The 13,786-nt window shown below is 69.8% G+C and carries 11 protein-coding genes; 5 read left to right on the forward strand and 6 right to left on the reverse strand.

Annotated features, from left to right (window positions below; translation table 11 throughout):
- Positions 1–10: 10 nt before the first annotated feature.
- Positions 11–835: a metal-dependent hydrolase gene (locus ACFVTM_RS09900; RefSeq protein ID WP_390203278.1), complete on the reverse strand. Its 825-nt coding sequence runs from the start codon at positions 833–835 to the stop codon at positions 11–13.
- Between the two features lie 4 nt (positions 836–839).
- A complete protein-coding gene (gene mfd, locus ACFVTM_RS09905; protein ID WP_390203279.1) occupies positions 840–4,502 on the reverse strand; it encodes a transcription-repair coupling factor in 3,663 nt (1,220 codons plus the stop codon).
- Positions 4,503–4,689: 187 nt separating this feature from the next.
- Here mfd and ACFVTM_RS09910 point away from each other — a divergent pair, with 187 nt between their 5' ends.
- The 5 genes from ACFVTM_RS09910 to ACFVTM_RS09930 all read left to right on the forward strand — a co-directional run bounded on the left by ACFVTM_RS09910 (position 4,690) and on the right by ACFVTM_RS09930 (position 8,870).
- Complete coding sequence (locus ACFVTM_RS09910; protein WP_390203280.1) at positions 4,690–6,201, forward strand: SDR family oxidoreductase; 1,512 nt, start codon at positions 4,690–4,692, stop codon at positions 6,199–6,201.
- 46 nt (positions 6,202–6,247) lie between these two features.
- Entirely contained in the window at positions 6,248–6,745 is a 498-nt protein-coding gene (locus tag ACFVTM_RS09915; RefSeq protein ID WP_390203281.1) for a DUF2505 domain-containing protein, read from the forward strand.
- 4 nt (positions 6,746–6,749) lie between these two features.
- A complete protein-coding gene (locus ACFVTM_RS09920; protein WP_390203282.1) occupies positions 6,750–6,971 on the forward strand; it encodes an SCO4848 family membrane protein in 222 nt (73 codons plus the stop codon).
- A 111-nt stretch (positions 6,972–7,082) separates the two neighbouring features.
- Complete coding sequence (locus ACFVTM_RS09925) at positions 7,083–7,526, forward strand: VanZ family protein (protein ID WP_390203283.1); 444 nt, start codon at positions 7,083–7,085, stop codon at positions 7,524–7,526.
- 30 nt (positions 7,527–7,556) lie between these two features.
- Positions 7,557–8,870 carry a UDP-glucose dehydrogenase family protein gene (locus ACFVTM_RS09930; protein ID WP_390203284.1) on the forward strand — a complete coding sequence of 438 codons (1,314 nt, stop codon included), beginning with the start codon at positions 7,557–7,559 and terminating at the stop codon, positions 8,868–8,870.
- 44 nt (positions 8,871–8,914) lie between these two features.
- Here the strand turns inward: ACFVTM_RS09930 and sufU are convergent, their stop codons facing one another.
- From sufU to ACFVTM_RS09950, 4 genes are all read right to left on the reverse strand, one after another.
- On the reverse strand, positions 8,915–9,370 hold the full coding sequence (gene sufU, locus ACFVTM_RS09935) for a Fe-S cluster assembly sulfur transfer protein SufU (RefSeq protein ID WP_390203285.1): 456 nt from the start codon (positions 9,368–9,370) through the stop codon (positions 8,915–8,917).
- An 11-nt stretch (positions 9,371–9,381) separates the two neighbouring features.
- A complete protein-coding gene (locus ACFVTM_RS09940; RefSeq protein ID WP_390203286.1) occupies positions 9,382–10,689 on the reverse strand; it encodes an aminotransferase class V-fold PLP-dependent enzyme in 1,308 nt (435 codons plus the stop codon).
- A gap of 88 nt (positions 10,690–10,777) precedes the next feature.
- Positions 10,778–12,331, reverse strand: a complete 1,554-nt coding sequence (locus tag ACFVTM_RS09945) for a glycerophosphodiester phosphodiesterase (RefSeq protein WP_390203287.1) — start codon at positions 12,329–12,331, stop codon at positions 10,778–10,780.
- Positions 12,328–13,722: a hypothetical protein gene (locus tag ACFVTM_RS09950; protein WP_390203288.1), complete on the reverse strand. Its 1,395-nt coding sequence runs from the start codon at positions 13,720–13,722 to the stop codon at positions 12,328–12,330. Before ACFVTM_RS09950 ends, ACFVTM_RS09945 begins: the two co-directional genes overlap by 4 nt.
- Positions 13,723–13,786: the final 64 nt, after the last annotated feature.

The following is a 13,786-nucleotide window of genomic DNA, read 5'->3' on the forward strand; positions in this document are numbered from 1 at the left end:
CTTCAGTCATTTAAGTAAGCCTTAGTAAGCCCTTCACCAGCCCCGCGCCCAGCGCCAGGGCCGCCGGGAAATGCGCCTTGGCCACTGCCAGTCCGGCGCCAAACATCCCCACCATCGCGTACCCGCTGACCGGGATGAGGACCAGCCATTCCCGCCGCGAGCCCGCCCGGCCCAGCAGCGGGATGGAAAACGCCCCGTTGGCCTTCCAGACGTTTTTGAGCAGCGGCAGTTTCCGCAGGACCTTCGGCGGCTTGATCACGATCGGCCAGAGCAACGGCACTCCCCCGGTGGTGATCATGTCCCCCACGATGTGCACCAGCACGCCGGTGAGCATCGAAACCGGCAGCCAGGTCCACTGCTGCGGCGCGAACCACGTCACCAGGCCTGCCATGAGCAGCGCGAAGATCCAGTTGCTGACCACGCCGGATTTCGGAAAGAGTTTCAGCGCCTTCGCGGCGATGTTGATCATGAACATGCACAGCAGGCCGGCCCCGACGGACAGCAGCCCCCACTGGGTCTGCACCTGGAACTGCCCGGCGATCGTGGCCAGCAGCACGAAGAACGCCGCGCCCAGCACCGAATGCGTGCCCTGCCGGTGGCCGCCGCTGACGTTCTCAATGCCGCGCGCCACCAGGTTGGACAACGGTGGCAACGCGTGCGCCACCGTGCTGGCACGGTGGTCCCAGTCGCAGACCAGCGCGGTCCCCGCCGTCGCCATGGCGCCGATCACGGTTCCCGTGGGATCCAGCGGGTACCAGCCGAGGGCGTACGGGCCGGTCGAGGCAATGGCTACCCACGCCGCGGCTCCCGACGCGGCGTGATGTCCTCCCATCATTCTTTTACTTCACCGCCGGCGTCGCAGATACAGCGGCATCAGCGAAAATGTTGCTGATGACGCCGTTGGCCCACTCGAGGATCTCGGCGTCCTGCAGGTCCCGGCCGCCGATCCTGGCGGTCTTCGGCTTCGGGATGAGCACCGCGTCCAGGGCCGGCTTGGCCTGCGCGCCCGGGTACATCCGGGTCAGGCGCATGAGCTTGGACTCGGGCAGCTGGGCCGGGGAGAACTTGATGAAGTTGCCCTGCAGCGCGACGTCGGACAGGCCGGCCTCGCGGGCACCCACCCGGAAGCGGGCGACGTCGATCAGGTTGGTTGCGGGCAGCGGCAGTTCGCCGTAGCGGTCCACGAGCTCGGCGAGGACCTCGTCGATCGCCTCGTAGGTGATGGCGCTGGCGAGCTTGCGGTAGGCCTCCAGGCGCAGCCGTTCGCCCGGCACGTAGTCGTGCGGCAGGTGCGCGTTGACCGGCAGCTCGATCTTCATTTCCGCGGCCTTTTCCTCGGCCTCGCCCCGGTACTCGGCCACGGCCTCGCCGACCAGCCGGATGTAGAGGTCGAAGCCGACGCCCTGGATGTGGCCGGACTGCTCGCCGCCGAGCAGGTTGCCGGCGCCGCGGATCTCCAGGTCCTTCATGGCCAGCTGCATGCCGGCGCCGAGCTCGTTGTGGGTCGCGACGGCCTTGAGCCGTTCCAGTGCCACCTCGCCGAGCGGCTTTTCCGAGGGGTAAAGGAAGTAGGCGTAGGCGCGTTCACGGCCGCGGCCCACGCGTCCGCGCAGCTGGTGCAGCTGGGAGAGGCCGTACTTGTCCGCACCGTCCACGATCAGGGTATTGGCGTTGGAGATGTCCAGGCCGGTCTCGATGATGGTGGTGCAGACCAGGACGTCGAAGCGCTTTTCCCAGAAGTCCACGATGATCTGTTCCAGCCGGCTCTCGGACATCTGCCCGTGCGCCACCTCCACCCGGGCCTCCGGGACCAGTTCGCGGATCTTCGCCGCGGTGCGGTCGATCGTGGACACCCGGTTGTGGACGAAGAACACCTGGCCTTCGCGCATGAGCTCGCGGCGGATGGCGGCGGAGGTCTGCTTGTCCGTGTACGGGCCCACGTAGGTCAGCACGGGGTGCCGTTCCTCCGGCGGGGTGGCGAGGGTGGAGGTCTCGCGGATGCCCGTCAGGGACATTTCCAGGGTGCGCGGAATGGGCGTGGCGCTCATGGCCAGGACGTCCACGTTGGTGCGCATCTTCTTGAGCGCCTCCTTGTGTTCGACGCCGAAGCGCTGCTCTTCGTCCACGATCACCAGGCCGAGGTCCTTGAAGCCGAAGTCCTTGGACAGCAGCCGGTGGGTGCCGATCACCACGTCCACGGAGCCGGCCTTGACGCCGTCGGCGGTTTCCTTGGCCTCCTTGCCGCTCTGGAAGCGGGACAGCGGCTTGACCACGAGCGGGAAGCCGGAGAACCGTTCGGTGAAGGTCTCGTAGTGCTGCTGGGCGAGCAGCGTCGTCGGCACCAGCACGGCCACCTGCTTGCCGTCCTGGACGGCCTTGAACGCGGCGCGGACGGCGATCTCAGTCTTGCCGTAGCCGACGTCGCCGGAGATCAGCCGGTCCATCGGGATCTCGCGCTCCATGTCGGCCTTGACCTCGTTGATGGTGGTCAGCTGGTCCGGGGTCTCCACGTAGGGGAAGGCTTCCTCGAGCTCCCGCTGCCACGGGGTGTCCGGGGCGAAGGCGTAGCCGCGGGAGGCCATCCGGGCCGAGTACAGCCGGATCAGCTCGCCGGCGATCTCCTTGACCGCCTTGCGGGCTTTGGACTTGGTGCTGGCCCAGTCCGCGCCGCCCATCTTGCTCAGCGCCGGGGTGTCGCCGCCGACGTAGCGGGTGACCTGGTCCAGCTGGTCGGTGGGCACGAAGAGCCGGTCCCCCGGGGCGCCGCGCTTGGACGGGGCGTATTCGAGCACCAAGTACTCGCGTACCCCATCTGCCCCGCCTGCCACCTTGCGCTGGATCAGCTCCACGAACCGGCCGATGCCGTGCTGTTCGTGCACCACGGAGTCCCCGGCCACGAGCTGGAGCGGATCCACGGCGTTCCGCCGTTTGGACGGCATCCGGCGCATGTCCTTCGTGGAGCCGGCGGAGGTCCGGCCCAGCAGGTCAGCCTCGGTCAGCAGTGCCAGCTTGAGCGGATCCAAGACAAAGCCGCGGCCGACGGCGGCCGTGGTCACCTCGATCAGCCCTGCCTGCGGATCCGCCTCGAGGGTGTCCACCCGGGCGCAGGGGATGTCGTTGTCGTGGAAGAGTTCCGCGAGTCGCTGGGCCGGGCCGGGACCCTCGGTGACCACGACGATCCGCCACTGGTCCCGGACGCGGGAGCCGATGAAGTCCATCATTTCCGCCACGTCGCCTTGGTAGCCGCGCGGTTCCCGGGCGTGCAGGTTCAGCACGTCGACGTCGGGCAGCAGCTCTTCGTCGCTGGCCAGCGAGGTGATGGACCACCAGGAGACGCCGTGTTCGAGGGCGGCGGCGCGGGTTTCGGCCAGCGAACGGAAGCTGGCCGAGTGCAGGGCCGCGGACGCCGCGGAACTCAGATCCAGGGGCGCAGTGCCGCCGTCGGACGCCGTGGACCAGGCCGCCTCGAGGAATTCCTCGTTGGTGGCGGCGAGGTCGTGGGCCCGGGTGCGGACTTTCTCCGGCTCGATCACCACGGAGATGGAACCGGCCGGGAACTGGTCCAGGAACGGGACCATGGCATCCACCAGGACCGGGGCCAGCGATTCCATGCCTTCGACGGCGATGCCGCCGGCGATCTTCTCCAGCATGTCCGCGGCGGCCGGGAGCTGGGACTTCAGCGTCGCCGCCCGGGACATGACGGAGGGGGTGATCAGGATTTCGCGGCACGGCGGGGCGTGGAGTTCCGTGGGGTGGTGCAGGCCGGGAGCGGTCAGCGAGCGCTGGTCGGCGACGGCGAACCAGCGCATCTGGTCCACCTCGTCGCCAAAGAACTCGACCCGGATGGGGTGGTCTTCGGTGGGCGGGAAGACATCCAGCATGCCGCCGCGGACGGCGAACTCGCCGCGGCGGGTCACCATGTCCACCCGGGCGTAGGCGGCGTCGGCGAGGCTCTTCACGACGCTGCTGAAGGGGGCCTCCTGGCCCACCTTCAGGGTCACGGGCACCAGTTCGCCCAGGCCGGCGACGATCGGCTGCACGACGGCGCGCACGGGCGCCACGACGACGCGCAGGGCGCCGGCGGTGGACGATTCGGGGTGCGCCAGGCGGCGGAGCACGGAGAGCCGGCGGCCGACGGTGTCCGAGCGCGGGGACAGCCGTTCGTGCGGCAGGGTCTCCCAGCTGGGGAACTCGGCGACGGCGTCTGCCGGCAGGAAGGCGCGCAGGGCCTCGGTCAGGTCCTCGGCCTCGCGGCCGGTGGCGGTGACGGCCAGGACCACAGGCATCGGGCTGCCGGAGCCGGCTTCCTTCGTCGCGAGCGTCGCGAGCCCGTCAGCCATTTCCGCGAGCAGCGTGGACCGCATTCCGGCCGGGGCGCTGATCTGGTAATCCTCGCTGCGGGCGGCGAACCCGCGGGCCGCCTCGGCCTGGATCCGGGCGTAATTCCGGTCTTCGGCGAGGACACGGCGCAAGCCGGTGAGAGAGGGGCCGTTGAGGCTCATGGCTGGAGCTCCTGATGGGATCACGGGGATGCAGGCAACACGAATAGCCGAAATTCGCGAGAATCCCGGGTCTTCCAAGCCTACCGCGCGGCCGGGGCTACGCTGGAAGAACCGCTGCGGGCCCGGCGGCCGTCCGCGGCCGGCCACACTCCGAATGCCTTGTATGCGCAACGATCAGGAGCCTCCCATGAACGGCAAGCCCCAGGACCCGAAACCGAAAACTGTGCTGGTCACCGGCGCCACCGGCTACATCGGCGGCCGGCTGGTCCCCCGGCTGCTGGAGGCCGGGCACCGGGTCAAGGTCGTTGTCCGTACGCCGGCCAAGATCGCCGGGGTGCCGTGGCTGGAGGACGTCGAGGTGGTCCACAGCAGCCTCGACGACGGCGACGCCCTGCGTGAGGCGCTCGACGGCGTCGACGTCCTGTTCTATCTGGTCCATTCCATGGCGGCCGGGGCCGGCTTCGAGGCCAAGGAAAAGGCGATGGCCGGGACGGCCGCCCGGGCCGCGGCCGCGGCAGGGGTGGGCCGGATTGTCTACCTTGGCGGCCTGCACCCGGCCGGGGCCGAACTGTCCACCCACATGCGGTCCCGGGAAGCGGTGGGGCAGGTTTTCCTGGACAGCCCGGTGGACGCCATCGTGTTCCAGGCCGGCGTCGTCATCGGCTCAGGCTCGGCGTCGTTCGAAATGATCCGGCATCTGTCCGAGACGCTCCCGCTCATGCCGGCCCCGAGCTGGGTGCGCAACAAGATCGAGGCGATCGCCGTCCGCGACGTCCTGTACTACCTCGTGGCGGCGGCCTCGCTGGACGGGACCATCAACCGGACGTTCGATGTCGGCTGCCGCCAGGTGCTCACCTATGCCGGCATGATGCAGGAATACGCGGCCGAGGCGGGCCTGCCGCACCGGGTGGTGCTGGCGCTGCCGGTGCCCGCGCCCAAGCTGGCCGGCGTGTGGGTGGCGCTGACCACGCCGATCCCGCTCTCCATGTCGCTGCCGCTCGTCGAATCGCTCCAGCACGACGCCGTCGCCCGGGAGCACGACATCGACCAATACATCCCGGTGCCCGACGGCGGCCTGACCCCCTACCGGCGGGCCGTGGCCCTGGCCCTGGGCAAGGAACGCGACGGCCAGGTGGAGACCACGTGGGCGAGTGCCGGCGTCGACGCCGACCCCCTGCCCAGCGACCCGGACTGGTCCGGCCACACGGTCTATGTGGACGACCGCAGCTTCCGCAGCGACGTGGTCCCGCGGCACGTGTGGACCGTCATCGAAGGAATCGGCGGCCGGAACGGCTGGTACTCCCTGCCCCTTGCCTGGCAGGTGCGCGGCTGGCTGGACAAGCTCACCGGCGGGGCGGGGCTGCTGCGCGGCCGCCGGCACCCGCACCTGCTGGCGGAGGGCGAGGTAGTGGACTGGTGGCGGGTCGAACAGATCGACCGCGGCCGGCTGCTGCGGCTGAGGGCGGAAATGCGGGCCCCCGGCCGGGCTTGGCTCGAGCTCTCCGTGGAGCCGGAGGGTACCGGCAGCCGCTACCGCCAGCGCGCCATTTTCTTCCCCAAGGGCCTCAGCGGCCGCCTCTACTGGCTCGCGGTGCTGCCGTTTCACAGCGTCATATTTCCCGCCATGTCGCGGAATATCACCGCCGCCGCCCGGGATCTGGCACACCTCGAGTCGGAGCCTGCCCGGCCCACCACGTAGGATGTTGGAGCCCGAATCGTCCACTTCCACATCACGGAGGACCCCTATGGCCCTGAGTGCATCCACTACCGTTCCGCACAGCGTCGACCGCGTTACCGCGGTTTTCGTCAATGAAGACTTCCTGCGCCACACGAGCGAACTCGTCGGCGGCACCCTGGAATCCTTTGCCCTCGACGGAGACCCCGCCGGCGCCTTCAACACCACCACGGTGCGCACCATCCCGACCACCCGGATGCCCGACCTCGCCCGGAAATTTGTCGGCGAAACCCTAAAGGTCACCCAGCTCGAGGCGTGGGAAGCCCCCGCTGCCGACGGCTCCCGGCAGAGCGAGATCTCCCTCAAGGTCGCCGGCGCCCCGCTGGACGTGAAGGCTGTTCAGCGCCTCGTGTCCGACGGCGGCAGCACCCGGATCGAGCTCGAGGGCAACGTGACCTCCTCGGTGCCGTTCCTTGGCGGCAAGATCGCCGATGCGGCCGAACCGATGGTCGGCAAGGCCCTGAACCTGCAGTCCCAGCAGGCCCAGGCCTGGCTCGAAAGCCACTGACGCCGTGGAACTGCCCGCCATCCTCGCCGTCGTCCTGATCGTCGCCGGCGTCTGGTCCCTGGCCGTCTGGCCGCAGTTCCTGCGCCGGGTCATGAAGGACCCGCGTGCCCGCGACGCCAACGGCAAGGCCACGCGCTTCCTGACCGTCCACGTGGTCCTCGTCAGCATCTCCATGCTGCTGGGGGCCGCGACGGCGGCGATCGGCATTGCCGGGCTGTTCAGCTAACATCCGGCACACCGGCGGCCACAGCGCCGCCGGTGTGCCGGATGTGCTGCCCCGGAGGCGTGCCGGCGGCTAGAATCAGCAAAAAGGTGGACCGCTGAAAGGGGACGCCAGTTGCTACCCCGCCGTGCGGCCATCTGGGGCCTGGCCATCTACGTACTGGTACTTGGTCTCATCGCCTTCTGGCCCGTTCCCGTGGACCAGGGCGCATCCGACCTGCTGATGCGGTCGCTGCGGAAGCTGCACCGCTGGGGCGTCCCCACCTGGTTCGACTATCGGGTGGTGGAACTGGCCTCCAACGTCATCCTCTTCCTCCCCCTGGGCGCCCTGGTGACCCGGATTCTGGGCCCACGGCTGTGGTGGGGCGGGGTGGCCGTCGGCTTCGTCGTCTCCGTTCTGATCGAGCTCTCCCAGCTCATCTTCCTCCCGGCACGCTTCCCCTCCGTCGCCGACGTCGCCGCCAACACCTTTGGCGCCATGGTCGGCGCCCTCGCCGCCCTGCTGCTCATGGCATACCAGGACCGTGTACGAAACACGGACCCGGCACGTACGCTGTGAACTATCCACGGCGGGAGGACACAGGCAGCTATGCGAATCTCGGTTATCGGTTGCGGTTATCTCGGCGCGGTCCATGCGGCCTCCATGGCCAGCCTGGGGCACGACGTCGTCGGCATCGACCTGGACGGGCACAAGGTGGCGCAGCTGTCCCTGGGCACGGCCCCGTTCTACGAACCTGCGCTGGATGACCTCCTTGCGGAACTGGCCCACACGGGCCGGCTGCGGTTCACCACGGACATGGCGGCGGCCCGCGGCTCCGAGGTCCACTTCATCTGCGTCGGAACCCCGCAGAAGCGCGGCGAAAACGGCGCGGACCTGCGCTACGTGGATGCCGCCGTCGCGGCCCTCGCCGCCCAGCTCTCCCCCGGCGACGTCGTGGCCGGAAAGTCCACCGTGCCCGTGGGAACCGCCGCACGGCTGGCGGATGTGCTGACCGAATCGGAGCCCGGCGCCACACTCCTCTGGAACCCGGAATTCCTGCGCGAAGGCCATGCGGTGGCGGACACCCTGAATCCGGACAGGTTTGTCTACGGGACACCGGACGGCAGCGAAGAGCATCCCGCGGTGGCCGTCCTGGACCGGGTCTACGCCACGCCGCTCGCCGGCGGGACTCCCCGGCTGGTGCTCGACTACGCCACGGCGGAACTGGTCAAAACGGCCGCCAACTCGTTCCTCGCCACCAAGATCTCCTTCATCAACGCCATGGCCGAAGTCTGCGAAGCCACCGGGGCCGATGTCACCCGGCTGGCTGACGCGATCGGCCTCGATGAACGGATCGGCCGGAAGTTCCTGAACGCGGGGATCGGATTCGGCGGCGGGTGCCTGCCCAAGGACATCCGGGCGTTCATGGCCCGCGCCGGTGAGCTGGGGGCGGACCAGGCGCTGACGTTCCTGCGCGAGGTGGACGCCATCAACATGCGGCGCCGCACCCGGGTGGTCGAGCTGACCCGCGAACTGTGCGGAGGGTCCCTGCTGGGACAGCGGATCGCCGTGCTGGGGGCAGCATTCAAACCCGAGAGCGACGACGTCCGCGACTCCCCCGCGCTGAGCGCCGCCGCGCAGCTGCAGCTGCAGGGCGCCGTCGTGACCGTCACGGACCCGCAGGCGCTGGCCAACGCCGCCAAGCGCTTCCCGGAGCTTCCGCTGGAACCGGACCTGGACACGGCGCTGCACCGGGCCGACGCCGTGCTGCTGCTGACCGAGTGGCAGGCGTACCGGGAGCTCGATCCGCACGCGGCCAAGGCGCTCGTGGCCGAACCGCGCATCCTGGACGGCCGCAACGTCCTGAACCCGGCGAAATGGCGGGCTGCCGGCTGGGTCTACAAGGGCCTGGGCAGGCCCTGACGCGGTACTGTCAGGCTGAAGTCAGGCTGCGTGCGGGCCTGCGGTCAGGATGCCAGCGCCTGGCCCAGGGCGTCTTCCGCGGCCACCCAGGAGAGCATGGCGCACTTGACCCGGGCGGCGTAGCGGGACACGCCCTCAAACGCGGCGGCGTCGCCCAGGACCTCCGGATCGGCCGGCACTTTGCCGCGGGACCGCAGCACTTCGCGGAAGCTGTCGATGACGGTGCGGAGTTCCCCGACGGTCATGCCCTCCGCGAGGTCCGTCAGCACGGAGGCCGAGGCCATCGAGATGGAACAGCCGTCCCCGTCCCAGCGCAGCTCACTGACTTTCCCGCCGGCCACGGACACCCGGACCGTGATTTCGTCGCCGCAGGTCGGATTCAGCTGGTGGGACTGGCCGCTGCTCGCGCCATTGGGTGCCGCCGCGGCGGCCAGGCCGCTGCCGTGCCGGGCCTTGGAGTGTTCCAGGATGATCTGCTGGTAGAGCTGGTCAAGACTCATCGATGGCCGTCCTAGGCTTTGAAGTAGGCACGGACATCGGCGACTGCGTCAAGGAACGCATCCACATCATCCGTGGTGTTGTAAAGGTATGTGCTGGCGCGCGTGGTGGCCGTCAGTCCGAGCCGGCGGTGCAGCGGCTGGGCACAGTGGTGGCCCACCCGCACGGCAATGCCGCGGCTGTCCAGGAACTGGCCGACGTCGTGCGCGTGGACGCCGGCGACGTCGAACGCGGCCAGGCCGATCCGTTCCTGCCCCGCTGCGGGGCCCAGCACGCGGATGCCGGGGATGGAATCCAGGCCCTGCACCAGGCGCTGGCCGAGTTCGGCCTCCCAGGCGTGGATGCGGTCCATCCCGGTTTCACTGAGGTAATTCACCGCCGCGGCGAGCGCCACGGCCTGCGAAATGCGCTGGGTGCCGGCCTCGAACCGCTGCGGGCTCGGCAGGAAACCCGCCCGTTCCATGGTGACGGTGGTGATCATGGAGCCGCCGGTCAGGAACGGCGGCATCGCGTTGAGCAGCTCCGAGCGGCCATAGAGCGCGCCGATTCCGGTAGGGGCGAGCATCTTGTGGCCGGAGAACACCGCGAAGTCGACGTCGAGCGCCTTGACGTCCAGGGGCAGGTGCGGCGCGGACTGGCAGGCGTCGAGCACCACGAGGGCCCCCGCGGACCGGGCCAGGGCCACCAGGGCGGCGACCGGGTTGATGGTGCCCAGGACGTTGGACGCGTGCGTGAACGCCAGGACGCGGGTGCGGGGGCCGATGATGCCGGCGGCGGCCGTCAGGTCCAGGGTGCCGGCGTCGTCGATCGGGATGAATTTCACGACGGCGCCGGTCCGGGCCGCCAGCTCCTGCCAGGGAATCAGGTTGGCGTGGTGTTCCATCTCCGTGACCACGATTTCGTCGCCCGGGGCCAGGGCGAACCGGGCCGCCTCGGGTGCGGCGCCGGGCAGGGACGCGTTGAGGAAGGAGTAGGTGAGCAGGTTCAGGCCCTCCGTGGCGTTGGAGGTCCAGATCAGTTCATCCCACTGCGCCCCGACAAAGTCCGCCACGGTTTCCCGCGCGTTTTCGAAGGCTTCGGTGGCCTCGACGGCCAGGTGGTGCGCCCCGCGGTGGACCGCGGAGTTCCGCCGCTCGTAGAACTCCTGTTCGGCCTCGAGCACGCTGAGCGGGTTCTGCGAGGTGGCCCCGGAGTCCAGGTAGACGAGCGGCTGGCCGTTGACGTGCTGCTGCAGGATCGGGAAGTCGTTGCGGATCCTCAGAACCTCATCGTTTCCGAGCGTGGTGGCAGAGCGGCGGAGGTGGGCTGGGGTGGTTACCATGGCGGAGACTCCTGGATCGGCGGTCGCTGCGGCGTACCCCTGCCGGCCGGGCAGCCGGAGCGAAATACGTCACACAGATTAAACCTAATTATCCCACGTTCCCGCAGCCCTCCTGTGCGGCCACCGCGCGGACCCGCACGCCACGGAACTCGACGGGAGGACCGGCGTCGTAATTCTTGAGCAGGGTCAGCCATGCACCGCCGTAGCGGGAGTCCTCGGCTGAGACGCTCCAGCCGGACGTACCGCCCCCGTCCCGGCGGACGCCGATGCTCCACGGCCGCAGTGACACAACGAACTTCATCCACTCCCCTGCCCGCGGCGCGGGGCTGCCGGTTTCGGCGAGCCGGACCGGATCCGTGGTCCCGGCGTCGTGCCGGTAGAGCGCCAGGGTGCCGTCCGCGGCGACGTCCAGGGAATAGCCGGAGCCTTTCGGGGCGGACCCTGGACGGTACGGCGCGTCGGTGTCCTGGCCAAAGGCCACACCCGCCCCCGGGCCCGCCGCCGGGGGTCCGGACGGCCAGCACAGCTCGAACTCGAACTCCCGGTCCGGGGAGTCCACCGCCTCCGCCAGGGAGCCCAGCACGTAGCCGGTCTGGTCGGGGCTGGAGATGCTGATGGCGCCGTCGGCAAATGCCGGCTGCCCGTCCCAGACGGCGTCCGCGGCCCACGGCAGATCGCCGGTTCCGCGGCGCCCGGCGGCGAAGCCGTCTTCGAGGAGCGGTGGATCCTGGTGCAGGACATAGCGGATGTTCGCGCAGATGAAGCCACGCACACCCAGGTCCCGGAGGCGGGCGTACTCGCTGCGCCGATGCAGCTCCCAGGCGAGAACCGGCTTTCCGGAGGCCACCACCTGCCGGATCATGGACTCCGGCGCGGTGTGGTGGATCCCCAGCAGGTCCGTCCGCGTGATGAGTTGCGGCACCTTGTCCTGGTCACGGGAGACCATGTAGCCAAAGGTGGTGTAGCCCTTCGCCGCGGCGAGGTCGTGCCCGCGCGATGCGGCGGGCTGTTTCCACACCACATGCTCACGGGCGGCGGGATAGTTCTCCAGCAGGGCCAGGATTTCGTCCGCGTTGGTCCCGGGCTTGTCCTCAAGGAAGATCACATGGCTGGCCGCGAAGGTGTCCAGGACATCGGTGAGGAGCGCGATGGGTTCCAGCGGCGTGGCCGGGCCGAGCCAGGCCCGGGCGTCGTTGCTTAGGGGCTCCAGCGCGGCGTAGGGCGCCCGGGCGATGGTCAGGTCAATGCCGGTCAGCCGCTGGGTGTTCAGGTCGTGGTGGCAGACCAGCACGCCGTCCGAGGTGGCGGACACTGACACCTCGATCGCCTTCAGCCCGGCCGCCACCGCCCCCTTGTAGGCGCGCATTGTGTGCTCCGGCCAGTTGTCCCCCGAGCCGCGGTGCGCGACGAAGAACGACGGCGTTTCCAGCAGGGCGGCGACCGTGAAGGGCCCCTTGCCCCCCGGCGCCGCGACGGCGCCCGCGGTGACGAATTCCTGGGCCGCGGACGCCGCCGGGACAACCGCGGGCCGCGGCCGCGGCGTTGCTCCCGCCGCGCGGCCCCCGGGACAGGCCGAGCAGCCGGCCACGCCCAGTACGGCCCCCGCTGCGGCGAAGCCCAGGAACTGCCGACGCGCGATCACGGCGATCCTGGGCCCGGCAGGTTTGCGGCGGTGAGGGCGGGTGCCGTGGCGGGCGCGGGGACGGCGGCGGCTGCGTGTACGCCCGCGGGGGCGGCGGCTGCGTGTACGCCCGCGGGGGCGGGCGCCTTGGCGGTGACACGTGCGCGCGGGGACGCCCTGCGTGCCCTGGCCTCGTCGGTTGCGATGACCACCATGGCCAGGACCGTCCAGATGACGATGCCGCCGGCGGACCGGGTGGCCAGGGAGCTGTAAGTCTGGGGAATGACCAGCGCCATGAACCCGGCGAGGGTCAGGCCGGGATAGCCGGTCCTCATGCCGCGGAACACCAGCACGGCCATGGAACCGAAGTAGAGGACGGCGAACAGGAGGCCGAAGTCGATTCCGTACATCAGGGTCGGATTCTCGAAGCTCGTTTGCAGCCCGGCCTGGACGGCCAACCGGTAGCTGGAGCCGATTCCCTGGCCGGCCACGGCGAAGTCGTTCCACCGACTCAGGAAGTACTCCAGGGCAATGCCGCGGGCCTCGCTGGACCCGGTGTCGTCGGCCACGCGCGCCGCCACGCCGGCCACCAGCGGGGAGACCATGATGGCCGCGCCCACTCCCGCCATCACCAGGAGCATAGCCGTCTTGACCCAGACAGGCCGGCGGGCAATAAGCACCACCACCACGATTGCCACGGCCAGGGCCACGAGACCCACTCGGGACTGCGAGATCAGCACGCCCACGGCCATAAGTGCCAGCAGCCCCGCCTGCAGCCACTGCCGTGTCAGGCCCGCCACCAGCGGCGCCGCAACACCGACAACCAGGGACAGGGCGAGCGGCTGGTCGAGTGTCCCCATCCAGCGCCCGGCATCCCGGGCGAACCAGTACTGGCTCTTGAACCCGGCCTCGTAGAACAGGACGTTGCCGGTCAGCCACTGCGCCACGGCCACGGCGCACGCGATCGCAACGAGGGACAGGAGCACGGTGCGCAGCATCACCACCAGTCCCCCGCCGCGAACGGCGTCGGCCAGCAGCAGCAGGAAAAACAGCACCGGCACCACAATCTGGTCCACCAACAGCACCATGCCGCCGCCGTTGCCGGAGGTCGACGTGGCCAGGTACGCCGCCACGATGACCAGCCCCAGGATCAGGAACAGCAGGAAATGAGCCCCCAGGACCATCCGGATGCTGGCGGGGTCGTGAAGCAGCCGCACAAGGAAGATCGAGGCCACCAGCCACGTCGCGGCGTGGACGGACGTGGGGCCGGAGGACACCCCGGTGAGCGTCGAGGATCCGATTGCCGGCACCAGCAGCCACAGGCCCAGCACCGCAGCCAACGGCACCCTGTCGCGTTTGCGGAAGAGGAAGGCCGCCGCGAGGCACAACCCGATCCAGGCCGCCAGCTGCATCTAGGCCGCCCGGCCGGGCTTCACGGTCCGGCCCGGAGCGGGGACCACGAGGACAGCGCCGTCC

The sequence above is a fragment of the Arthrobacter sp. NPDC058130 genome, assembly GCF_042884475.1.
Classification (GTDB): domain Bacteria; phylum Actinomycetota; class Actinomycetes; order Actinomycetales; family Micrococcaceae; genus Arthrobacter.

Coding starts and splice junctions, on each gene's coding strand:
- mfd (WP_390203279.1), bottom strand. CDS start 4,502: ATGAGCCTCAACGGCCCCTCTCTCACCGGCTTGCGCCGTGTCCTCGCC.
- ACFVTM_RS09915 (WP_390203281.1), top strand. CDS start 6,248: ATGGCCCTGAGTGCATCCACTACCGTTCCGCACAGCGTCGACCGCGTT.
- sufU (WP_390203285.1), bottom strand. CDS start 9,370: ATGAGTCTTGACCAGCTCTACCAGCAGATCATCCTGGAACACTCCAAG.
- ACFVTM_RS09930 (WP_390203284.1), top strand. CDS start 7,557: ATGCGAATCTCGGTTATCGGTTGCGGTTATCTCGGCGCGGTCCATGCG.
- ACFVTM_RS09910 (WP_390203280.1), top strand. CDS start 4,690: ATGAACGGCAAGCCCCAGGACCCGAAACCGAAAACTGTGCTGGTCACC.
- ACFVTM_RS09900 (WP_390203278.1), bottom strand. CDS start 835: ATGATGGGAGGACATCACGCCGCGTCGGGAGCCGCGGCGTGGGTAGCC.
- ACFVTM_RS09950 (WP_390203288.1), bottom strand. CDS start 13,722: ATGCAGCTGGCGGCCTGGATCGGGTTGTGCCTCGCGGCGGCCTTCCTC.
- ACFVTM_RS09940 (WP_390203286.1), bottom strand. CDS start 10,689: ATGGTAACCACCCCAGCCCACCTCCGCCGCTCTGCCACCACGCTCGGA.